This window comes from Halobellus sp. LT62, from assembly GCF_037031285.1.
GTDB lineage: Archaea > Halobacteriota > Halobacteria > Halobacteriales > Haloferacaceae > Haloquadratum > Haloquadratum salinisoli.
Genome location: NZ_JAYEZO010000001.1, coordinates 786,733 through 807,553, shown reverse-complemented (window position 1 = coordinate 807,553; position 20,821 = coordinate 786,733). Strand labels below are relative to the sequence as shown.

Sequence of the window (20,821 nt, the reverse complement as noted above, 5' to 3'; positions counted from 1 at the left end):
AGCGAATTGTGCGGAACGTATGTCCGAAGGAGACTTCGAGGGGTACGGCGGACGGCACGTCCCCGAACCGCTCAGCGGACCGCTCGAACAGTTGGCGACCGCCTACGACGACATCAAGGCGACCGAGGAGTTCCGGACCGAACTGGAGCAGTTACTCGAAGACTACGCCGGACGACCGACGTCGCTGTACCACGCCGAGGGCCTGAGCGAGCGCTACGGCGCAGACATCTACCTCAAGCGCGAGGACCTCCTGCACGGCGGCGCGCACAAGATCAACAACGCGCTCGGGCAGGCGCTGTTGGCGAAGAAGGCCGGAAAATCGCGGCTCATCGCCGAGACGGGCGCGGGCCAGCACGGCACGGCGACCGCGATGGTCGGCGCGCTCCTCGATCTCGACACGGAGATCTACATGGGCAAAAAGGACGTCGAGCGCCAGAAGATGAACGTCTTCAGGATGCGCCTGATGGGTGCGACGGTCAACGAGGTGACCCGCGGCGGATCGGGGCTGTCGGACGCCGTCGACGCCGCGCTCGAAGACTTCGCGGAGAACATCGACGACACGCATTACCTCGTCGGCTCCGTCGTCGGTCCCGACCCCTTCCCGCGGATGGTCAGAGACTTCCAAGCCGTCATCGGCGAGGAGGCGCGCGAGCAGTTCCGAGAGCGAACCGGAACCCTCCCCGACGCGGCGGTCGCCTGCGTCGGCGGCGGCAGCAACGCGATGGGGCTGTTCCACGCCTTCCGCGACGACGACGTGGCGTTTTACGGGGCAGAGGGCGGCGGCGAGGGCGCGGGCTCGAAGCGTCACGCCGCCCCGCTGGCGGACGGCGCGGACGGGACGATCCACGGGATGAAAACGCGCGTCATCGACGACGACGTCGAGGTACACTCCGTCTCCGCCGGGCTGGACTACCCGGGCGTCGGCCCCGAGCACGCGATGTTCCGCGCGGTCGGCCGCTGTGACTACCGAGCCGTCGACGACGAGGCCGCGAAGGCCGCGTTCCGGGAACTCTCCGAGGAGGAGGGGATCATCCCCGCGCTCGAATCCAGCCACGCGATCGCGCTCGCGAGGGATCTCGCCGACGAGCACGACTCCATCCTCGTGAACCTCAGCGGCCGCGGCGACAAGGATATGGAGCAGGCCGCGGAGCTGTTCGATCTGGCCTGAGACGACGGGTCGATCTGACGGGCCGATCCGCCCTGAGACAGTGGGCCGATCCGCCCTGAGACGACCTCGGTACCGCCTCCGTTCCCTCCCGTTCGTCTGACGTCCGTCTTCCACTCGGCCGACTCACTCCGCAAACGCTAATTCGGTCGGCGTGGTAGCCGCCGTCGAAGGGTATGTGTCGGGAGTTGAAGCGAGAGCCGGCGTGGGTGGCGGCGATCCGGCTGGCGCTACTCGAAGGGGAAGTGACGACCGACGGGGTGATCGAGGAGGCGAACCTCATCCCGGGCCGAGAGCGAACGGTTCGAAGCATCCTCGCGAAGATGGCCGACCGCGGGGTGTTGAACGCCGTCGGCGAGGACCGGTATCTCCCCGGCGAGGTGCTCTTGAACTCCGATCGGTTCGACCTCGACTTCACGAAGGCCTCCGACGGCGGCGCACACCGCTGGAACTCCTCGGGGTGAGCCGTAGGGAAACGGTCGGAAATCCATAGCGCAAGCTATGTAAATACCACGAGGATACGTAGCCTATGGGCACGCTGACGAACACGAAGATCTCCGAGAAGAACCTGACGACGGTCCCCAAACCGGTTCGTAACTTCCTCGACGTCGGCGCTGGCGACCGCGTCGAGTGGCACGTCGAAGACGGTCGGATCATCGTCGAGAAGTTCGATAGCGACGAGTGAGCCGGACTCGAGACTGACGCGCTGACGCGCATCTTTCGGTACCTGATATCCGCCGGTTCGTCCGTTCGTTACCCGAGATCTGCGGGTCATCCGTTCGTTACCCGAGATCCGCCAGTTCGTCCACGTCGCGACGGACGCCGGGATCTGAAACCGCCACACAGGCGCTCGCGCCGCTTTCGAGGAGGATCTCTCGTCCCCCGACGTCGCCGGCGACGTCGACGAGGTCCGCGAAGAACCGCCGGTCGAAGAGCACCGGGTTACCGCGCACGCCTTCGTAGGCGGCGGCGAGCGCGTCGCCGACCTCGGCCTCGTAGGCCGCGACGAGCGTCTCGACCGTCTCGGGGGAGACGAAGGGCATATCGCCGAGCGCGATCACCGCAGCGTCGATCGAGTCTCCGGACTCCGCAAGCGTCCGTATCCCAGCCCGTACCGACGACGCCTGCCCCGTTTCGTATGTGTCGTTGGTGACGAGCCGGACGTCGAGACCGTCGAGGGCGTCGGTGACGCGCTCTGCCTCGTGACCGACCACGGCGACGACGGGATCCAGCCCGGCGTCGAGGAGCGTCCGCGCCGCGCGCCGGACGATCGGCTCGCCCTCGTGCGTCGCCAGCAGCTTGTTCCGGTCGCCGAAGCGGCTGCTCGTTCCCGCCGCGAGCAACACGCCCGCGACGCGTGGCCGCTGGTGATCGCCCCGCGTGTGATCTCGGTGGGAGCGCTCGCGCGTTCGCTCGCCGAAGGGCGGCGAGACGAGCGGCAGCCCGCTCTCGTCGTCCGGCATCACTCGACGACCGAATACGGGACGACGTCGACCGCCTGTCCGCGCTCGACGCCCTCGCCCGTGAGCACGAACCCGTTCGCGCGGGTCGCGCGCGTGCTCGACGAGAGGACGCTCGGGTCGAATGCTGACTCGTAGACGGCGAGGTCGGAGTCGACGTGTCCGAGCGGCATCGCCGTCGGGGGATCGGTCCCGCCGTCCACCGCGTCCGCGCCGTCCGGATCCGCACGGTCCGCGTCGCCCTCCTCGAACGTCACCGGAATCGCGTAGGCGAACCCCGGGGTGGCGATGTCGACGTCGCGGGCCATCCGCGCGGGCACCGTCGGCAGCGACGCGTCGCCGGTGAAAAAGGGGCGCGCGACGAGCGTCGTCACCGCGTGCGCGCCGACGGGCTTCCCCGGGATCGCGAGCGCGACCGCGTCGTGGTCGGGCAGCTCGGCGACCGCGATCGGCTTGCCGGGTCGGAGCCGAACGCGGTGAAAGAGCACTTCCCCCAAGGAGTCGAGCGCGCGAATCACGTAGTCCTTCTTCCCCACGCTCGTTCCGCCGGTCGTCACGACGACGTCGTGCTCGCGCGCCAGCTCCGAGATGCGGGATTCGACGCGCTCGTAGGCGTCGGGGACGCTCCCCTCGTAGGTCGCGTCGTGGCCCCACGAGCGGACCAGTCCCGCGAGCATCGGCGAGTCGAGGTCGCGGTGGCGGCCCTCGTGGATCTCCGTCCCCGTCGCGAGCAGGCCGACCGACAGCCGCCGTCGGACCTCGACGCCGTCGACGCCGAGGTCGCCGAGCAGTATCGCGTCCTTCGGCCCCAAGCGCTCGCCGGCCTCGAACAGCCGCTCGCCCGCAGCGACGTTGCTGCCGCGCTCGTAGACGTACGTGCCGGGGTCGAGTTCCGTCCCGGTGAGGTGACCTCCTTCGACGGTCGCCTCCTCGCGTTTGAGCACCGCGTTCGCGGCTCTCGGAACCGGCGCGCCGGTCGCGATGCGGATCGCTTCTCCACTACCTAACTCGGGCGGTTCGTCCTCCGGGAACACGTCGGCGTCGACGACCGTCAGCGGGTACTCCTCGGTCGCGTCGAAGGCGTAGCCGTCCATCGTCGCGTGGCTCTGCGCGGGGACGTCGACCGGCGAGTCAATCGGTTCCGCGAGCGTCCGCCCGGCGATGTGATCGATCTCGACGCGCTCGGTTTCGAGAGAGGAGAACCACCGGCCGCGGAGGTCCACAACGCGTTCCGCCCCGTCGTCCCACGCGATCAGGTCGTCGTGGCCGTGACCCGCTGCGTCCATACCCGTGTGTTCTGCGTCATCCTTCATAAGTCACCGCTCGGGAACTGTCGTTGAACGACACAAACTTTTATTTGGGATCTGTCTGATATCATAAAGCGTGATAATAGTGTGCACATAGTAGAGGTACTTAAAAGATGGCGGCGTGCGGCGGACGAGCACCCGGAGCGACGGAGAGCGTGAACATATGGAATTTGAAGGAGAGTTCGAGTTAGACGGCGTACCGCCCGAGAAAGCGTGGATCGTGCTGTCGGACCCGATGGCGGTGCGGGACGCGCTGAAGGGGTGTCGGTACATCACCCCGATGGACGACGATTTCAATTTCGACGACTACGAGGCCGAAGAGGACGTCGAGATGCTGCCGGAGGCAGACCCGGAGGTCGTCGCCGACCGCGCGTTCGTCGAGGGACAGACGTACGCGGCGCTGATGCAGGTCGGCGTCGGCAGCGTGAAACCCCGGTTCGAGACGACGGTGACCATCGACGAGCGCGACAGCGAGAACTTCAGGATGGTCGCCTCCGGCGGCGGCGACGCCTCCGGCAGCAGCTTCAGTATGGAGTCGGGGATGCAGATCCATCCGACCGAGGACGGCGAGAGCTCCCGGATCGAGTGGTGGACCGAGGCCGACATCTCGGGGCGGATCGCCCAGCTCGGTTCGCGAGTGATCAAACCCGTCGCCAACAAGATCGTGAACAACTTCTTCGGAAATATCGAGAAGCAGATGAGTGACGTCGACGAGGAGGCGAGCGGCGGCGTCACCGACAGATTACGGAAGATGCTATGAAAGCAGCAAACTTCGAACACCACGAGCCCACCTCCGTCAGCAAGGCGGTGAGCCTGTTAGAGAGCCTCGAGGAGCCGACGATCCTCTCTGGTGGGCAGAGTCTGGTGCCGATGCTCCGGTTCCGACTCGCGCGTCCGGACACGGTCGTCGACATCAACGGCATCGACGAACTCGACTATCTCCACGAGGAGGGCGGTTATCTCAAGATCGGCGCGCTCGCGCGGCACGCCGACGTGGAGGACTCCGAACTCATCGAGGAGCGGTACGGGAGCTTCGCCGACACGGTTCCCCTCGTCGCGGACCCGCAGATCCGCAACCGCGGGACGATCGTCGGTTCGGTCGCCCAAGCGGACCCGAAGGGGGACTGGGGATCGGTGCTGATCGCCCACGACGGCGAGGTCGTCGCGACGGGGCCCGACGGGGAGCGAACCGTCCCCATCGACGAGCTGTTTTTGCTCCCCTACGACACCTCGCTCGACGAGGACGAACTGATCACCGAGGCGCGCGTCCCGATCCCGGTCGAACGGGAGGGAAGCGCCTACCACAAACTGAAGCGCAAGACCGGTGACTACGCGATGGCCGGCGTCGCCGCGCGGTTGATCTTCGACGACGACGGTCGGATCGAGGACGCGGGAATCGGAATGACCGCCGTCGATATCACCAACGTCCGCGCGAGCGACGCCGAGGAACGGCTCGGAGGGGAGCGCCCCGATCCCGAGCTGTTCGCGGAGGCGGGCGAACTCGCCGCCGAGCAGTCGAACCCCGAATCCGACGAACACGGCGACGCGTCCTACAAGGAGCGGATGGTCGAGGTCCTGACCCAGCGGGCGCTCGGCGACGCCGCCGAACGTGCTGGCGTCATCAAACGGAGGGTATCACCGTGACAAACACACGCGAAATCACGCTGACGGTCAACGGCACCGAGCGATCCACCGAGGTCGAACCACGACGGCTGCTCGTCCACGCGATCCGTGAGGATCTGGATTTGACGGGCACACACATCGGCTGTGACACCGGCAACTGCGGGGCCTGCACGGTCCTCGTCGACGGCGAGCCGATCAAGTCCTGTCTGATGTTCGCCGCGCAGGCCGACGGCAGCGAGGTGATGACCGTCGAGGGGATGGAGGATCTCCCCGAGTCCGACGGCCTGCACCCCCTTCAGGAAGGATTCCACGAGGAACACGGCCTGCAGTGCGGCTACTGCACGCCCGGAATGTTGATGGCGGGGAAGGCGCTCCTCGATGAGAACCCCGACCCCGACGAGGCGGAGATCCGCGAGGCGATCAGCGGCAACCTCTGTCGGTGCACCGGCTATCAGAACATCGTGAAATCGATCGAGTACGCCGCCGACAAGCTCGCCGCACAGCCGGCGGCCGACGGCGGCACCGTTGCCATCGACGGCGATGCCGGCCCAGCAGCGGCCGGATCGGCCGCTGACGGCCCCGAACCCTTCGAGGGGTACGAGGTCGACGGCGAGTTCACCTGCGGCGCGGAGAACTGCTGCGGCGGCCCCGCGACCGACGCCGAGCACACCGGCGGTGACAACGTATGAGCAGCGAAACAGAGGACATACCGGTTGCAGAGACGGAGTATCAACACGACGAGGACGGCGGTCCCGATCCCGAGAAACACCACGGCCACGGCCGCGGTGGGATGGGCGAGGCGGTCAAGCGCAAGGAGGACAAGCGCTTCATCACCGGCCGCGGTAACTACGTCGACGACATCAAGAAGCCGGGGATGCTCCACTGTGAGATCGTCCGGAGCCCCCACGCGCACGCTCGGATCGAGGACATCGACAAATCGCGTGCGCTGGACGTCGAAGGCGTCGTCGCCGTGTTGACCGCCGAAGACTTGGCGGCACACGAACTGGCGACGATGCCGACGCTGATGGACGACACCCAAGACGTCCTCGTCAACGAGAAAGTCAAGTTCCAGTCCCAAGAGGTCGCCGCGGTGATCGCGACGGACCGCTACATCGCGAAGGACGGCGCGGAGAAAGTCGAGGTCGACTACGACGTGCTCGATCCCGTCGTCACCGCTCGGGACGCGCTCGAAGCCGACGCGCCGCTCATCCGCGACGAACTCGAAGACCAGGAGGACAACCACATCTTCGATTGGGACGTCGGCGACAAGGAGGCGACCGACAAGGTGTTCGACGAGGCCGACGTCACCGTCGAAGAGCAGATGGAGTACCAGCGGCTCCATCCCGCGCCGATCGAGACGTGCGGGTGCGTCGCCGACTGGGACCCGGGCAAAGAGAAGATCACAGTCCACCTGACTTCTCAAGCGCCCCACGCCCACCGAACGCTGTTCTCGATGGTGTCGGGGATCCCCGAGCACAAGGTTCGAATCGTCAGCCCCGACATCGGGGGCGGCTTCGGCAACAAGGTTCCCATCTACCCGGGCTACGTCGTCGCCGCGGCCGCATCGGTCGTGCTCGAACAGCCCGTGAAGTGGATGGAGGAGCGCTCGGAGAACATCCAGACCACCGGGTTCGCCCGCGACTACGACATGACCGGCGAACTCGCCGCCACGAAAGACGGCGTCATCAAAGGCGTCCGGACGGACGTGCTGGCGAACCACGGCGCGTACAACGCCGTCGCCCAACCGTCGAAGTTCCCGGCGGGCTTCTTCAACATCTTCACCGGCTCCTACGACATCGAGGCGGCGTACGGGTCGCTGACGGCGGCGTTCACCAACACCGCCCCCGGCGGCGTCGCGTATCGGTGTTCGTTCCGGGTGACAGAAGCGGTCTACCTCATCGAACGGATGGTGAAAGTGCTCGCCCAAGAGCTGGATATGGACCCCGCCGAGATCCGGCGGAAGAACTTCATCCAGCCCGAGCAGTTCCCCTACGAGAGCCCGACGGGCTGGAACTACGACTCCGGCGACTACGAGAAGGCGCTGGATCTGGCCCTCGATATGGCCGACTACGACCACTACCGCGAGGAGCAACAGCGCCGTCTCGAGGAGGACGCCGACAAACTCATCGGCATCGGTATCTCCTCCTTCACGGAAGTCGTCGGCGCGGGCCCGGGGAAATCCTGCGACATCGCGGGCATCGAGATGTTCGACTCCGCGGACATCCGCGTGAACCCGACGGGTAACGCCGTCCTCCGTGTCGGCGTGCAGACGCAGGGACAGGGCCACGAGACGACGTTCGCGCAGATCGTCGCCGAAGAGCTGGGAATGGACGTCGAGAATATCTCCGTCGAGCACGGCGACACCGACACCGACCCGTACGGACTGGGGACGTACGGCTCGCGCTCGACGCCGGTCGCCGGCGCGGCGACGGCCGTCGCCGCGCGGAAGGTGCGTGACAAGGCCAAATCCATCGCGGCAAACGAACTCGAGGCCGCCGAGGAGGACATCGAGTGGAACCGCGAGTCCGGCGAGTTCCACGTCGCAGGCGCGCCCGACCGCTCGATCACGATCACCGAGATCGCCGCCAGCGCGTACATGAACCACCCCGGCTCCGAGGAGCCCGGATTAGAGGCCGTCAACTACTACGACCCGCCGGAGATGACGTACCCGTTCGGCTCTTACATCGTCGTCGTCGAGATCGACCGCGAGACCGGCGAAGTCGACTTCGAGAAGTTCGTCGCCGTCGACGACTGCGGCAACCGCATCAACCCGATGGTCATCGAGGGGCAGATCCACGGCGGACTCGCTCAGGGAATCGGCACGGCGATGATGGAGCACGTCACCTACGACGAGAACGGCAACTGCACCGGCGGGGACTTCATGAACTACCTGCTGCCGACGGCCAACGAGATCCCCAACTTCGAGACGGGCTACACCGTCACGCCGTCGCCGCACCACCCGATCGGCGCGAAGGGCGTCGGCGAGTCGCCGACGGTCGGCTCGCCGCCCGCGATCGTCAACGCCGTCGTCGACGCGATGGCGCACGCGGGAATCACGCACGTCGAGATGCCGATGACGTCGGACCGCGTCTGGGAGGCGCTCGACGAAGCGGGCCTCGCGCTCGATCCGCGACAGAACGTCAGCTTCGAGTTCGCGGGCGACGCGAGCGAGGAACCGGCGGACGACTGAACGCGGCCGGCGGTCGCCGCGTCCGGCGGCCGCCGACTGCGAGGATTGCCGCGTTCGGTGACCGCCGTTTTCGACGGCGATCGTCGCCGCGAAAGCGGTGGATGACCGAGCGGACGGCGACGGCCGAACGGACGTTCGACGATCGAGCGACCGACGGAATCCGAACGGCGACAGCCCCATTGGCGCTGGCGACCTGAATACACGATATGACAGGGAACGACTCACACACGGGAGGCAACGACCCCCCACACCGGGAGAAGATCAACGACGGCGACATCGCCGCCCTAGAGGCGGGATTGGAGGAGAACGGCGAGGCGTACGCCCGCGTGACGATCGTCCGCCGCGAGCCCCCGGTGTCCGCGAACGTCGGCGACCGGGCGGTCGTCACGGCCGACGGCGAACTCCACGGGTGGATCGGGGGTGCGGCCTGCGCGCAGACGACTGCGACGAGCGAGGCGCTGGCCGCGCTGGAGGACGGCGAGCCGCGGTTCGTCGGCATCGCGCCCGATCCCGAGGAGATCGAACGCCCCGGGCTGGCTGCCTTCCCGATGCACTGTCACAGCGAGGGCGTCCTCGAACTGTTCATCGAGCCGGTGAACCCGCGGCCCGAGTTGGTGATCGTCGGCGACTCGCCGGTCGCGCGGTCGCTCTCGCGGCTCGCGGGCGAACTGGCCGTCGACGTCGTGAGCGTCGACCCCGACGGCGGCGACGGGGCTGCCGACAGAGTCGTCGAGACGGCCGATCCCGACGCCATCGTCGAGGCGGTCGGCCCCGCGCCGCTCGTCGTCGTCGCCTCGATGGGGAAATACGACGCTCGCGGCGTCGCCGCGGGGGTCAGAGCCGGCGCGCCGTATATCGGTCTCGTCGCCAGCGACACCCGAAGCGACGAGGTGAAAGAGCGGGCGGCGACGCTGCTCGACGCCGACCCCGGGGAGATCGCAGACGCCGTCACGAACCCTGCGGGCGTCGACATTGCCGCGTACACGCCCGCCGAGATCGCCGTGAGCATTCTCGCCGAGGTCGTCGACGCGCGATCGCGCGGAGGTTCGAACGCGGCCGAGATCGAACCCGGCGCATCCGGCGAACGCGACGACGCCGACACGGCCGCGGACGACGGCGACGACGGGACGGCCGAACTCGCCACCGACCCGGTCTGCGGGATGACCGCCGACCCGGAGACGGCTCCCTCGGTCGAGCACGACGGGGAGACGTACTACTTCTGTTGTGAGGGCTGTGCGGAGTCGTTCAGCGCGGATCCGGAGTCGTACCTCGACGCCCCCGCGGAGTCAGTATGACGGCGAACGCGTTCGCGTCGCTGTCGCCGTCGGACCTCGAAGACCGCTTCGCGGCGGAATCGTACGTCGCCGACGACCGAACGGTCACGACCGTCCACCTCGCGCTGACGCTCGGGCGGCCGCTGCTCGTCGAGGGTCCGCCCGGGAGCGGGAAGACCGAGCTCGGGAAGGTGCTGGCGAGCGGCTTCGATACCGAGCTCATCCGCCTGCAGTGTTACGAGGGGCTCACCGCCGAGAACGCGCTCTACGAGTGGAACTACACGAAGCAACTCCTGGCCGTCCAAGCCGACGAGGGCACGGTGGCGGGCGGAACCGACGCCGGCGGTATCTCCTCGGGCGGCAGCCACCGGACCACCTCGGATGACAGCCACCGGACCACCTCGGATGACAGCCACCGGACCACCTCGGACGACAGCCACCGGACCTCCTCGGACGACGACCACGGGGGTCGCGAGCGGTCGGTTTTCGACGAGGAGTACCTCCTCGAACGTCCGCTGCTCCGCGCGCTCAGGGCGGGTGGCGACGTGCCGCCGGTCCTGTTGGTCGACGAGATCGACCGCGCCGACGCGGAGTTCGAGGCGTTCCTGCTCGAACTGCTCTCGGACTTTCAGGTGTCGATCCCGGAGTACGGCACCGTGAAAGCCGAGCAACCGCCGATCGTCATTCTCACGTCGAACCGGACGCGGGGACTGTCGGACGCGCTGAAGCGCCGGTGTCTGTACCTCCACGTCGAACCGCCGTCGTTCGAGGACGAGTACGAGATCCTCCGCCGGAAGGTACCCGAACTCGATGCGACCGTCGCCGCGGAGGTGTGCGCGATCGTCGCGCGCCTGCGCGAGGAGGCGTTTCTCAAGCAGCCGGGCGTCGCCGAGACACTCGATTGGGCGCGCGCGGTGGCGCAACTCCGGCACGACGATTCGGACGAACCGCTCTCGACGGCCGAGATCGAACGCACGCTCGGCTGCCTGCTCAAGGAGGCCGAGGACTTCGCACGGGTCGACACGGAGCTGCTCGAACAGCTTCGGGAGGCCGCCGCCGCGGCCGACGACCGCATCGAAGCCTGATCCCACATGAATTTCGACAACGGCGATCCGGCGGAGAACGCGATCGATTTCGAGCCGTTGGCAACTGACGGGGAGCGCGGCGTCGACGGTGCCGATCGCGACTTCGACCGGTTCTCGACGCGCGACGGCGTTCCGGACTTCCGCGCGGCGCGACGGCACGCGCTGATCGAACTGCTCCGACTGGCGGCGAAGCTCAGATCGGAGGGCGTCACCGTCCCCCCGAGCGACACGCTCGCTGCCGCCCGCGCGCTCTCGGTCGTCGGCCTCGACGACCGGAGTCGCGTCGCGGACGCGCTCCGGGCGACGCTGCTCTCGGAGCCGGCCGACGCCGACGCCTTCGAATCGCTGTTCCCGACGTTCTGGCACCGGCTCCGATCGGGACTGAGCGCGGTCGCGACAGAGCACGACACGCCCATAGACGAGGGGGATCGCGACGGGACCGACGCGTCCGCATCGGCCGATTCGGACGCCGACGAGGCGGGCGTATTGGCGGACGCCGAGGCTCCCGAATTCACCGACGCCGAGGAGAGCGACGGCCCCGTCGCCGTTCGGATCCCGACCGAGCGGCGGCACGCGACGGGCGAGAGGCCGGAATCGACCGGCGAGCGCGACGCGCGCCGGTACAGCGCGGTCGGCGAGCGCGAGCGCGTGGACGTCGACCCGGCGCAATTATCGCGCGCGGAAGTCACGGCCATCGATCGATTCGTCGACGCCCTCTCGACGCTCCCGGGTCGACGTCGCCGCCACGCCTCGACCGGCGATCACGTCGAGGCCAGACGGGCGCTCCGCGCGAGCCTCGCGACCGGGGGCGCGCCGATCAAACTCCCGTCCTCGAAGCCGATCCCGAGCGAGCTCCGGTGCTGTCTGCTGATCGACGTGAGCGGCTCGGTCCTCGACACGATTGACCGGCGCGTCCTGCTGGCGTTCGCCGACCGACTCCACGCGAGCGCTCGCGACGCCGGCGTATTCCTGTTCGATACCGACCTCGTGGAGGTGACACGGCAGTTCGAGCGCGGCGACGGCGACCCGACGAGAGCGCTGCGCGAGGCCGAGATCGAGTGGGGCGGCGGGACGAAGATCGGCGAGGCGTTCGCGACGCTCCGACGGGACCACCCCTACGCCGTCGACCGGCGAACGGTGGTCGTCGTCGTCAGCGACGGCCTCGACGTGGGCGATCCGGAGACGCTGGCGGCGGGCGTCACGTGGCTCGCCGATCGGGCGAGCGCGGTCGTCTGGCTCAACCCGCTGGCCGTCTCGTCGGCGTTCGCGCCGACCTCGCGCGGGATGGAGACGGCGCTGCCCTACCTCGACGCCCTGTTCGGGTTCGCGGAGCCTGCCGATCTCGGCGAGGCCGCGCGGCAGATCGAACAGCGCGGGCTGGGCGGTGCGATCGGGTACGAGCACGACGCGCGGCAGTTCGAGGTTGCAAGCGGGAGTGATTCGACGTGACCGAGTTGTTGGCGGCCGTGCGAGAGCGGCTTCGTCCGCAGGCGACGAGAACCGGCGCGAGCGTCGATCGAATCACCGTCGGCGATCGCGCGGTGCTCGTCGAACTCCGGACGGACGAGACGACGCTGGCCGGACTGGCGCACCTGCCGCCCGGCGAGCCGCCGAACACGGCGAACCGGACCGTCGAGTCGCTGCTGGCGGGAGTGACGGCAGACGTCGGTGGTGAGAGAACCACCCCCGCGGACGGAAACGCCGCGGCGCGGAGCGAACGCGCGCTCGGGACCGCGACGATGAACGCGCTCTCCGCGCCGCTCGTCGACTGGCGGCGGGGGGATCCGATGGCGCTCCTGTCCGACGACGTCGGTCGGATTGCGACGGTTGGCCTGTTTACGCCCGCGTTCCGGAAGTTCGACGACATCGAGGTCCGCGTGATCGAGCGCGAGCGGGTCGATGACGTTCCCGATCCGGCGGGCGTGCGGGTCCGGACGTTCACGCCCGCGGACACAGCCTCGGCGATGACGGGCGCGGAGGTCGTCTTCGTGACGGGGTCGACGTTCATTTACGGCGGTATCGAGGCGTACTTGGAGGCGGCACCGACCTCGGCGACGGTCGTCGTGATCGGCGCGACCGCGTCGTTCCTCCCCGAACCGCTGTTCGCGGCGGGCGTCGACGTCGTCGCCGGGGCGAGGGTGACCGACGTGGCGGGCGTTCGGACCGCACTCAGGGAGGGCGCGTGCGGAACCGACCTCCACGACGCGGGGCTGACGAAGGTGTACGTCGCCCGCGAGAACGACGTCGCCCGCGAGAGCCAGTCCGGACTGCTGCTCGGCGAGCGCCCGCCCGGCGGTCGACTCGATTCGAGCGACGAAGCAGCAGGAGCCGACGGAGCCGACGGAGCCGACGGAGCGACGACTGACGAGTTTTCACCGACTACTCAGAGATGACACAGCAACACTGGAGCGTTCCCGAAACGGAGATCGTACAGCAGATCCGCGAGCGACTCGATAGCGAAACCACCGACGTCCTCACGACGATCGTCGACGTCGAGGGGAACGCCTACCGGCGGCCGGGAGCGAAGATGCTCCTCGAAGCGGGCGGCACCGGCGTCGGCAGCATCACGGCGGGATGTCTCGAGGACGAACTCCTCCGCGTCGGTGACGCGGTCCGCGAACGAGGGCGGCCGAAGCGCATCACCTACGACCTGATGGAAGACGACGAGGAGGACGTCTGGGGCCTCGGTGTCGGCTGCAACGGTGTCATCGAGGTACTCGTCGAACCCCTGACCGAGACGTACCGCCCGGCGGTCGAGGCGTTCTTCTCGGGTCGCGATGTCGCCGTCGTCACCGTCCTCGACGACGGGAGCGGTCGATTCGAACAGGGCGACCGCGCGTACTACTACCCGGACACGGGCTCGCTACACCTGCCCGACGGGTCGGACGCGACCGAGTGGCCGATCGATGCGCTGGCCGAGCCGGCGACGGAACTCGCGACGCGCGGCACCGCGAGCACCGTCCGCGTCGACCGCGCCGGCGACGAGGTCGAATTCTTCGTCGACGGGCTCGACGCCCCGCCGGAACTGGTCGTCTTCGGGACCGGCCACGACGTCCGGCCGGTGACCGCGTTCGCGGCGGAGAACGACTTCCGCGTGACAGTCGTCGGGTTCCGCGGGGCCGTCGATCTCGGTGAGAGGTTTCCGGACGCCGACCGAACGGTGACGACGTCGCCGGGGAGCGTCGGCGACGACCTCGAACTCGGCGAGGGGACCTACGCGGTCGTGATGACGCACAACTTCATCGACGATCAGTTGACCGTCGAGGCGTGTCTGGACGCCGGCGTGCCGTACGTCGGGATTATGGGTCCGAGAGAGCGCTTCGAGCGAATGCTCGACGCCTTCGACGACGACGGCAGCGAGTGGGGCGAGGAGGCGCTCGCGTCAGTGTACACGCCGATCGGGCTGGATCTCGGCGGCGGGTCGCCGTTCCAGATCGCCCACAGCATCGTCGCGGAGGTGCTCGCGGTCTCGAACGGTCGGACGCCGCGGCATCTCAAGGACCGGGAGGGCCCCATCCACGAGCGCGTCGAGGTGGGATCCGACGCCGACACGCCGGCACAGTAGCAGGACTCGCGCTCGCGATATTGGGGTTTTCTGAATGCGGTTACTCACAATCTCCGAAGAGACGTCCTCGGAGAGTCAGCGATATATACGGAGTCTACTCCCAGACGGTCGCATAGTCGGCTTCGTCGATTACGCCGTCGGTCGTGATAATGGCATCTGTATCTCGCGCGCGGTGACTAGCGACGATCAGCGCGTCGTGGATACTGCACTCGGTGACCACCTGTGCGTACTCGACCAACTCCGCGTCATCGACGGGCGCGACCGAGATTGGTCCGTTTCCAATCAGCGCTCGGCGGGCGTCCTCCGGCGTTCCCGAGAGACTAACACCTCGAACGTCTTTGTCGCGAGAAACGGAGTACATCACCTCTGCGAGCGCTGTACTCGGTGCCTGAATGACTGTTTCTCCGGCCTCGGCTTCGGCAAACACTTGATCAGCCTCTCGCGGAAGTGCGTCGACGAGATAGACCAACAAAGCGACAGCATCGGCGGTGTACACCGCCATATCAGCCTTCCTCATAGTTGCGCTCGCGACGATCGCGGACGCGCTTTCCCAGTTCTTCGGCGATCTCCTGTCGCTTCTCTTCGGGGGTGTCTTCGGGAAGCAGCATCCCGCGGCCACCGGTACGCGTGCGCTTTTTCACGACGATTCCCTCATCGGTGTCCATCCAAACGACTTGGTCGCCGGGCTTCAGACCGTACTTCTCGCGGAGTTCTTTCGGGATCGTGGCCTGCCCCTTCTCCGTGACCCGCGTGGATTTGCTCATAGGTAGTAATACCTCTCGTAATACCTTAGTGTTGTGGGGAGGCAGGCATACAGCAATTTCCGTCGCTCTGAGTACCACGCTCTCAGGCTACGGATGCGTTCGCGGGAAACCGTTCTCGTACAAAGAAAGTCGGTGTCGCCGCGCGTTACATATAGCCGAGGTCGCGCAGGCGCTCCATCAGGTCCTCCTTGTCCTGGGCGCGCCCAGCGCGCTCGGTCGTGTTCGCCATATCCTGCAGCCACGCGGGCTCTTCTGTCGTCTTGTCGGTGGAGACCTCGCTACCGAGCGAGCGGAAGCCGGCGAAGTACTTCGGCGACACCGGGATGTCCGCCATCGTGAGGCCGTTCGGCAGGTCCTCGGCGCTCTGCGGGACGTAGCCGTCCTCGGGGTAGCCCTCGACGGTGTCGGGGACGACGAAGTTCCAGAAGGCCTCCCAGACGGACGCCTCGTCGAACTGGAGGATGGGCTGGATGCGGTCGTGCGGCGGGTAGATCTCGGGATCGTGCCGCGGTGAGAAGAACGTCTCGTCGGCGCGGGCTTCCTGTTCGTCCCAGCGGACGCCGGAGATGACGCCGTCGACATCGTGGGTTTCGAGGGCGTCGTTGAGCGCGACCGTCTTCAGCAGGTGGTTGCCGACGTAGGTGTCGAGCAGGAAGGGGAAGGTGTCCTCCTCGTACTCGAGCAGGTCGCGAACGTGGTGTTGGTTGTGCTCGGAGAGCTCCGAGATGCTGATGTCGTCACCGGGTTCGAGGTCGTGCTCTTCGACGTACGCGCCGACGTCCTCGTTGCGCGCGTAGATGACTTCGAGGTCCCACTTCTCGGCCCAGTGGTCGACGAAGTCGTGGATCTCGTCGAAGTGCTGGAAGTGGTCGATGAAGACCGCCGGCGGCGTCTCCAGATCGTATTTCTCGGCGACTTCCTTGATGAAGTACAGCGTGAGCGTCGAGTCCTTGCCGCCAGTCCACATCACGGCGGGGTTCTCGTACTGTTCGAGGCCGCGCTTCGTGACCTCGATGGCCTTCTCGAGCTTGTCTTGGATCGTCGGGTAGTCGGCGGGCGTCTCGCCTTCGCCGTCGGTGTAGTCGACGTCGAGGTAGTCGGGGAACTCGGCTGACATCGTGTAATTATATCTAATTACAGCAGGATAAATGCTTTTTGACATCGGTGTGGGAGTCGATCTGGGCGGGTATGGGACGCGCCGACTTCAGAAACACTATCAAGAATAAGATAGTACAGTTTGTATATATTCAATTCTATTTGAAAATATCTATTTTCAAATGCATTTTAAATATCCCGAACTTACGTCATTAACTGTGTGATGTATTATCTGAGTCCAATATGACAGTCTATAAATAATTAAAAAGTCCCATAATATTATTGAATATCCACTTATATTACTTGATGGTGTGTCTCAAGATATATGAATCCCACAATGCTGAAATTCTCCTGAACTGCCCCCAACGGGTTACCGTTGTGTCCGCCATCTGTTGATAACACTCGTACATTTGTGATGAATGGGGATGCTCGAATGCCTACAATTTCAACAATATTGGAACTACCGGTGGCTATATCTCGTCAGTCGGAGGCACTGAAAATAGCCAGTCAATAAAAATTTAAATAGCAGTATGTCCGAATACCGATTATCGATGGCAGCACAAAACGTTCTTGTGACGGGTCCGTTCGGCGAGGCCGGCGAGGCGATCTTGAACCACCTCGCGGACGACGACCGATACGAGTTCACGTATCTGAACCGGAGCGATCACCCGGAGTACGAGACGTTCGTCGCCGACGTCGCCGACTACGAGGCGATCCGACCGGCGTTCGACGGACAGGACGCTGTGATTCACCTCGCTGCGCAGTCGGACGCGGGCGCGGAATTCACGGACATCATCGAGCCGAACATCGTCGGTACCTACAACGTCCTCAAAGCGATGAGGGATGCGGGGGTCGAGAAGTTGATCTACGCGTCTTCGCAGCGCGTGATGGGACTCTACGAGGAGGATCACGCTCCCAAACTGTACGAAGAAGACTACCCCAGCGAGTTCGATCCGCTTCGACTCACCCACCGGACGCTCCCCAAACCGGACGGCTACTACGGCGCATCGAAGATGTTCGGCGAACACATCTGTCGAACCCACGCCCGCCGCGAGGGCGCGCCGAGTCAGGTGTACTCCCTACGTATTTCGAGCGTTCGGACCGCGAAGTACGACCACCCGTACGGCGACGCCGAACGCGGTGTCGACCGCGGCGACGAACACGTCGTCGACGAAGACGAGGTGTGGGACCAATCGCAGACCGGGTCGTGGGAGCGCGGTAGCGAGGAGTACGAGAAGATGGTCAAGCGGCTGAAGGCCTCGTGGACGTCCCAGCGCGACTTCGCGCATCTCTTGGAGTGCTGTCTCGAGGACGAGGACGTCACTTACGACGCGTTCTACGCGGTCAGCGCGAACGACGCGCGGTGGTTCGATATCGAACACGCCCAAGCTGTGCTCGGTTACGAACCGCAGGACAACGGCTCCGAGTGGGACAGCCCACCGGAATGAACCCCCTCGGACGCTAACGGCGCATTCGGCCCTGCCGGGCGCAGACTACCCGTGCTGTCTGATCTTCAGTTCGATGATGTTCTTCTTGTTCAACAGCGCCGGGGCGAGCTCCTCGTCGATCCGGTCCGGCGTGATCCGGCTCCGGGGACCGCTGATGCTGATCGCGCCGAGCGCGTCGTCGGGGCCCGAGGCGATTGCCGTGCCGATGGCACAGACGCCGGGGAAGTGTTCCCCGCGGTTAATCGAGTACCCGCGCTCGCGTATCGTGGCCAGCTCCTCGTAGAGGACTTCCTCGTCGGTTATCGTGTCCTCGGTCAGCGCGGGCATCCCGTGCTCTTCGAGGATCTCGGCGACGCGCTCGTCCGAGTACTCCGCGAGCATCGCCTTCCCTGTCGCTGTGAGGTGGAGGTAGAAATGATCACCGAGTGAGGCGTCGTCGTCGATCGATTCGGGGTTCTCAGATTTGTACAGCTGGACGGCGTACCCGCGCTCCATCATCATCACGTTGGTATGCTCGCCGGTCTGTGCCTGCAGTTCGTCGAGTTCCGGTTTCGCCGCCTGATACAGCGCCATATCGTCGCGACGCTGTCCGCCCGTCTGGAGAAACTCGAAGCTGCACCGGTAGACATCGTCGTCTTTGACCACGTACCCGGTCTCGACGAGGGTCGTGAGGTGGATATGCGCCGTACTCACCGCCAGCCCGAGATCGTCGGCCGCCTCCGAGAGCGTCGCCCCGTTCGCCTCTTTGAGATATCCAACGATGGCGAATGACCGTTCGACACTCTTCAGCCCGCGTGCGTCCGATTCGTCCGGATTTCCCATATTCACTCGTCAGCACCCGGGGTCTTAAGCCCTGCGAGTAGTTCCAATAATATTGAATCAACGTGGGTCCCGCATCGCAGTCTATTCAATACCGGCGACGATACCTAGCCGCGCCCGCCGCGCCCGTCGCGTCCGTCTCAGCGTGCCGCGTCCGTCTCAGTTCGCTGCGCGACTGCCTGCTACTGGATCGAATCCTCGGGGCCGACAACGTCTAGATTCTCGAACAGCTCGTCGTAGCCGTTGCGCTCGAAGAGGTACGTTCCGTCTTGGATCTCCTCGCGGGTAGTTTCCTCGGCGTCGAGTTTCGCCCGGGCGAGTTCGAGCACCCGCTCTGCACCGTCTCCGGGGATCACCGCGAGCCCGTCGTCGTCGCCGACGACGATGTCGCCGGGATCGACGCTCACGCCACCGCAGGAGACCGTCACGTTCACCGATCCGGGGTCCTGTTTGAGCGGGCCCTGCGGGTTCACGCCGCGACCGTAGACGGGGAACTGCATCTCGCCGATCTCGCGGCTGTCGCGGTACGCGCCGTCGATGACGAGCCCCGCGAGCCCGTTGGCCTCGCACGACTCGCACATCAGCTCGCCGATGTGCCCGGTGTCGGTGTACCCGTTGCAGTCGATGACGAGGACATCGCCGGGATCGGCCATCGTGATCGCCTTGTGAATGATCAGGTTGTCACCGGGGGCGGCCTTGACCGTGATCGCCGTCCCGGCCATATCGATGCCGTCGTATGCAGGCCTGATGCCCGCGTCCATCGTGATTCCGACGTTACCGGTGACGTCGGAGACGATCGTGCTCGGTATCTCCTCGAACGCCTCGACGGTTTCGCGGTCCGGTCGCTCCACGTCGTGCTCGATCGTGTGCATATCTCCGTGGTGACTGATCGGACATATTAAGCTACTGGTCGCCACCCGACGCAAAACGAAACGCTGCCACCGATCGCCACGCGATGCCAAACAATATGCATCCACGACGCCCAGCGATTGGTAATGACAGACACGCCGACCGTCTATGTGACCCGAGCGATCCCCGATGTCGGACTCGACCGGCTCAGAGAGCGATACGAGGTCGTCGTCTGGGATCAGAAGTTGCCACCGACGAAAGAACACGTCGTCTCGCGGCTCGCCGAACTCGACGCCGAGGGACTCGTCTGCTTACTCTCCGACGAGATCGACGCGGCGGTGCTGGACGCCTCGACCGATCTGTCGGTCGTAAGTACGTTCTCCGTCGGCTACGACCACATCGACCTTGCAGGGGCCGCCGATCGCGGCATCGCAGTCGGCCACACGCCCGGCGTGCTCACCGAGACCACTGCGGACCTGACTTGGGCGCTGTTGATGACCTGCGCGCGTCGGACCGTCGAGGGGCACGCCTACGTCGCCGCCGACGAATGGGAAACGTGGGGCCCGAGGCTCCTCACCGGTCCAGATATCCACGGCGCGACGCTCGGGATCGTCGGTCTCGGAAAGATCGGGACCGCCACTGCCAGACGGGCCGCCGGATTCGAGATGGACGTGCTCTACAGCGGCCGATCGCGGAAGCCCGGTCGAGAAGACGAACTCGCCGAGTTCGGTGTCGAAGCGATCTACGTCGAGCGCGAGGAACTGCTCGCCGAGAGCGACTTCGTCTCACTGCACGTGCCGCTGACCGAGGCGACGGAGAGGCTCATCGACGAGTCGGCCCTTCGTCGGATGTCCGAGAATGCAATCCTGATCAACACCAGCCGCGGGGAGGTCGTCGATACCGACGCGCTCGATGCGGCGCTGGCGACGGGAGAGATCGCCCGCGCCGGGCTGGACGTCACGGACCCCGAGCCCCTCCCGGCTGATCATCCGCTCGTTCGGCACGCTCCCGAACGACTCGTGGTCACGCCGCACATCGGCAGCGCGAGCACCGAGACGCGAAACCGGATGGCCGAGATGGTGGCGGCCTGCACCGAAGCGGGAATCGACGGCGAGCCACTCTCCCACTCTGCGCTTCGGGATGCAGGGATGGGGTGAGAGCAGAGAGATCGGAATCC

At 66.0% G+C, this 20,821-nt stretch carries 21 protein-coding genes; 14 read left to right on the top strand and 7 right to left on the bottom strand.

Features of this window, described 5'->3' with window-relative positions:
* Nucleotides 1-19 precede the first annotated feature (19 nt).
* From trpB to U5919_RS04070, 3 genes are all read left to right on the top strand, one after another.
* A complete protein-coding gene (gene trpB / locus U5919_RS04080; protein WP_336022324.1) occupies nucleotides 20-1,168 on the top strand; it encodes a tryptophan synthase subunit beta in 1,149 nt (382 codons plus the stop codon).
* A gap of 173 nt (nucleotides 1,169-1,341) precedes the next feature.
* A complete protein-coding gene (locus tag U5919_RS04075) occupies nucleotides 1,342-1,629 on the top strand; it encodes a hypothetical protein (protein ID WP_336022323.1) in 288 nt (95 codons plus the stop codon).
* A 65-nt stretch (nucleotides 1,630-1,694) separates the two neighbouring features.
* Nucleotides 1,695-1,850 (top strand): AbrB/MazE/SpoVT family DNA-binding domain-containing protein, encoded by a 156-nt coding sequence (locus U5919_RS04070; protein WP_336022322.1) that lies wholly within the window; start codon nucleotides 1,695-1,697, stop codon nucleotides 1,848-1,850.
* A gap of 97 nt (nucleotides 1,851-1,947) precedes the next feature.
* On the opposite strand, the gene U5919_RS04065 is transcribed toward U5919_RS04070, so the two are convergent.
* Together U5919_RS04065 and U5919_RS04060 are read right to left on the bottom strand one after the other, a co-directional pair.
* A complete protein-coding gene (locus U5919_RS04065) occupies nucleotides 1,948-2,628 on the bottom strand; it encodes a nucleotidyltransferase family protein (RefSeq protein ID WP_336022321.1) in 681 nt (226 codons plus the stop codon).
* Entirely contained in the window at nucleotides 2,628-3,911 is a 1,284-nt protein-coding gene (locus U5919_RS04060) for a molybdopterin molybdotransferase MoeA (protein WP_336022320.1), read from the bottom strand. The genes U5919_RS04065 and U5919_RS04060 overlap by 1 nt, the downstream gene beginning before the upstream one ends.
* 184 nt (nucleotides 3,912-4,095) lie before the next feature.
* Between U5919_RS04060 and U5919_RS04055 the strand changes: the two genes are divergently transcribed.
* The 9 genes from U5919_RS04055 (at nucleotide 4,096) to U5919_RS04010 (ending at nucleotide 14,669) form a co-directional block, all read left to right on the top strand.
* Nucleotides 4,096-4,692, top strand: coding sequence for an SRPBCC family protein (locus tag U5919_RS04055; RefSeq protein ID WP_336022319.1), 597 nt, complete (start codon nucleotides 4,096-4,098; stop codon nucleotides 4,690-4,692).
* Nucleotides 4,689-5,576: an FAD binding domain-containing protein gene (locus U5919_RS04050; RefSeq protein WP_336022318.1), complete on the top strand. Its 888-nt coding sequence runs from the start codon at nucleotides 4,689-4,691 to the stop codon at nucleotides 5,574-5,576. The genes U5919_RS04055 and U5919_RS04050 overlap by 4 nt, the downstream gene beginning before the upstream one ends.
* Nucleotides 5,573-6,244 carry a (2Fe-2S)-binding protein gene (locus U5919_RS04045; RefSeq protein WP_336022317.1) on the top strand — a complete coding sequence of 224 codons (672 nt, stop codon included), beginning with the start codon at nucleotides 5,573-5,575 and terminating at the stop codon, nucleotides 6,242-6,244. The genes U5919_RS04050 and U5919_RS04045 overlap by 4 nt, the downstream gene beginning before the upstream one ends.
* Complete coding sequence (locus U5919_RS04040; protein WP_336022315.1) at nucleotides 6,241-8,745, top strand: aerobic carbon-monoxide dehydrogenase large subunit; 2,505 nt, start codon at nucleotides 6,241-6,243, stop codon at nucleotides 8,743-8,745. Before U5919_RS04045 ends, U5919_RS04040 begins: the two co-directional genes overlap by 4 nt.
* Before the next feature lie 206 nt (nucleotides 8,746-8,951).
* Nucleotides 8,952-10,040, top strand: a complete 1,089-nt coding sequence (locus U5919_RS04035; protein WP_345786325.1) for an XdhC family protein — start codon at nucleotides 8,952-8,954, stop codon at nucleotides 10,038-10,040.
* Nucleotides 10,037-11,104, top strand: a complete 1,068-nt coding sequence (locus tag U5919_RS04025) for an AAA family ATPase (RefSeq protein WP_336022313.1) — start codon at nucleotides 10,037-10,039, stop codon at nucleotides 11,102-11,104. The genes U5919_RS04035 and U5919_RS04025 overlap by 4 nt, the downstream gene beginning before the upstream one ends.
* Before the next feature lie 6 nt (nucleotides 11,105-11,110).
* Nucleotides 11,111-12,553 carry a VWA domain-containing protein gene (locus U5919_RS04020; protein ID WP_336022312.1) on the top strand — a complete coding sequence of 481 codons (1,443 nt, stop codon included), beginning with the start codon at nucleotides 11,111-11,113 and terminating at the stop codon, nucleotides 12,551-12,553.
* Nucleotides 12,550-13,497: a Rossmann-like domain-containing protein gene (locus tag U5919_RS04015; protein ID WP_336022311.1), complete on the top strand. Its 948-nt coding sequence runs from the start codon at nucleotides 12,550-12,552 to the stop codon at nucleotides 13,495-13,497. The genes U5919_RS04020 and U5919_RS04015 overlap by 4 nt, the downstream gene beginning before the upstream one ends.
* Nucleotides 13,494-14,669 carry an XdhC family protein gene (locus U5919_RS04010; protein WP_336022309.1) on the top strand — a complete coding sequence of 392 codons (1,176 nt, stop codon included), beginning with the start codon at nucleotides 13,494-13,496 and terminating at the stop codon, nucleotides 14,667-14,669. The genes U5919_RS04015 and U5919_RS04010 overlap by 4 nt, the downstream gene beginning before the upstream one ends.
* A gap of 94 nt (nucleotides 14,670-14,763) precedes the next feature.
* Here the strand turns inward: U5919_RS04010 and U5919_RS04005 are convergent, their stop codons facing one another.
* The 3 genes from U5919_RS04005 to U5919_RS03995 form a co-directional block, all read right to left on the bottom strand.
* The gene (locus tag U5919_RS04005) at nucleotides 14,764-15,171 is read right to left on the bottom strand and encodes a hypothetical protein (protein ID WP_336022308.1); all 408 of its coding nucleotides are present in this window, start codon (nucleotides 15,169-15,171) and stop codon (nucleotides 14,764-14,766) included.
* A gap of 1 nt (nucleotide 15,172) precedes the next feature.
* The gene (locus U5919_RS04000; protein WP_336022307.1) at nucleotides 15,173-15,433 is read right to left on the bottom strand and encodes an AbrB/MazE/SpoVT family DNA-binding domain-containing protein; all 261 of its coding nucleotides are present in this window, start codon (nucleotides 15,431-15,433) and stop codon (nucleotides 15,173-15,175) included.
* A 145-nt stretch (nucleotides 15,434-15,578) separates the two neighbouring features.
* Nucleotides 15,579-16,550: a phosphoadenosine phosphosulfate reductase family protein gene (locus U5919_RS03995; protein WP_336022304.1), complete on the bottom strand. Its 972-nt coding sequence runs from the start codon at nucleotides 16,548-16,550 to the stop codon at nucleotides 15,579-15,581.
* Nucleotides 16,551-17,079: 529 nt separating this feature from the next.
* On the opposite strand from U5919_RS03995, the gene U5919_RS03990 reads away from it, so the two are divergent.
* Nucleotides 17,080-17,976 (top strand): NAD-dependent epimerase/dehydratase family protein, encoded by an 897-nt coding sequence (locus tag U5919_RS03990; protein WP_336022302.1) that lies wholly within the window; start codon nucleotides 17,080-17,082, stop codon nucleotides 17,974-17,976.
* A gap of 45 nt (nucleotides 17,977-18,021) precedes the next feature.
* Here the strand turns inward: U5919_RS03990 and U5919_RS03985 are convergent, their stop codons facing one another.
* The gene (locus U5919_RS03985) at nucleotides 18,022-18,798 is read right to left on the bottom strand and encodes an IclR family transcriptional regulator (RefSeq protein WP_336022300.1); all 777 of its coding nucleotides are present in this window, start codon (nucleotides 18,796-18,798) and stop codon (nucleotides 18,022-18,024) included.
* 179 nt (nucleotides 18,799-18,977) lie between these two features.
* Nucleotides 18,978-19,667: a 4-carboxy-4-hydroxy-2-oxoadipate aldolase/oxaloacetate decarboxylase gene (locus U5919_RS03980; protein ID WP_336022298.1), complete on the bottom strand. Its 690-nt coding sequence runs from the start codon at nucleotides 19,665-19,667 to the stop codon at nucleotides 18,978-18,980.
* A 123-nt stretch (nucleotides 19,668-19,790) separates the two neighbouring features.
* Between U5919_RS03980 and U5919_RS03975 the strand changes: the two genes are divergently transcribed.
* Entirely contained in the window at nucleotides 19,791-20,801 is a 1,011-nt protein-coding gene (locus U5919_RS03975) for a 2-hydroxyacid dehydrogenase (protein ID WP_336022296.1), read from the top strand.
* Nucleotides 20,802-20,821: the final 20 nt, after the last annotated feature.

What these genes read in the sequence shown, in the direction of transcription:
- trpB (WP_336022324.1), top strand. Translation starts at nt 20, where the DNA reads ATGTCCGAAGGAGACTTCGAGGGGTACGGCGGACGGCACGTCCCCGAA.
- U5919_RS04075 (WP_336022323.1), top strand. Translation starts at nt 1,342, where the DNA reads ATGTGTCGGGAGTTGAAGCGAGAGCCGGCGTGGGTGGCGGCGATCCGG.
- U5919_RS04070 (WP_336022322.1), top strand. Translation starts at nt 1,695, where the DNA reads ATGGGCACGCTGACGAACACGAAGATCTCCGAGAAGAACCTGACGACG.
- U5919_RS04065 (WP_336022321.1), bottom strand. Translation starts at nt 2,628, where the DNA reads ATGCCGGACGACGAGAGCGGGCTGCCGCTCGTCTCGCCGCCCTTCGGC.
- U5919_RS04060 (WP_336022320.1), bottom strand. Translation starts at nt 3,911, where the DNA reads ATGGACGCAGCGGGTCACGGCCACGACGACCTGATCGCGTGGGACGAC.
- U5919_RS04055 (WP_336022319.1), top strand. Translation starts at nt 4,096, where the DNA reads ATGGAATTTGAAGGAGAGTTCGAGTTAGACGGCGTACCGCCCGAGAAA.
- U5919_RS04050 (WP_336022318.1), top strand. Translation starts at nt 4,689, where the DNA reads ATGAAAGCAGCAAACTTCGAACACCACGAGCCCACCTCCGTCAGCAAG.
- U5919_RS04040 (WP_336022315.1), top strand. Translation starts at nt 6,241, where the DNA reads ATGAGCAGCGAAACAGAGGACATACCGGTTGCAGAGACGGAGTATCAA.
- U5919_RS04035 (WP_345786325.1), top strand. Translation starts at nt 8,952, where the DNA reads ATGACAGGGAACGACTCACACACGGGAGGCAACGACCCCCCACACCGG.
- U5919_RS04025 (WP_336022313.1), top strand. Translation starts at nt 10,037, where the DNA reads ATGACGGCGAACGCGTTCGCGTCGCTGTCGCCGTCGGACCTCGAAGAC.
- U5919_RS04020 (WP_336022312.1), top strand. Translation starts at nt 11,111, where the DNA reads ATGAATTTCGACAACGGCGATCCGGCGGAGAACGCGATCGATTTCGAG.
- U5919_RS04010 (WP_336022309.1), top strand. Translation starts at nt 13,494, where the DNA reads ATGACACAGCAACACTGGAGCGTTCCCGAAACGGAGATCGTACAGCAG.
- U5919_RS04005 (WP_336022308.1), bottom strand. Translation starts at nt 15,171, where the DNA reads ATGGCGGTGTACACCGCCGATGCTGTCGCTTTGTTGGTCTATCTCGTC.
- U5919_RS04000 (WP_336022307.1), bottom strand. Translation starts at nt 15,433, where the DNA reads ATGAGCAAATCCACGCGGGTCACGGAGAAGGGGCAGGCCACGATCCCG.
- U5919_RS03995 (WP_336022304.1), bottom strand. Translation starts at nt 16,550, where the DNA reads ATGTCAGCCGAGTTCCCCGACTACCTCGACGTCGACTACACCGACGGC.
- U5919_RS03990 (WP_336022302.1), top strand. Translation starts at nt 17,080, where the DNA reads ATGGCAGCACAAAACGTTCTTGTGACGGGTCCGTTCGGCGAGGCCGGC.
- U5919_RS03985 (WP_336022300.1), bottom strand. Translation starts at nt 18,798, where the DNA reads ATGGGAAATCCGGACGAATCGGACGCACGCGGGCTGAAGAGTGTCGAA.
- U5919_RS03980 (WP_336022298.1), bottom strand. Translation starts at nt 19,667, where the DNA reads ATGCACACGATCGAGCACGACGTGGAGCGACCGGACCGCGAAACCGTC.
- U5919_RS03975 (WP_336022296.1), top strand. Translation starts at nt 19,791, where the DNA reads ATGACAGACACGCCGACCGTCTATGTGACCCGAGCGATCCCCGATGTC.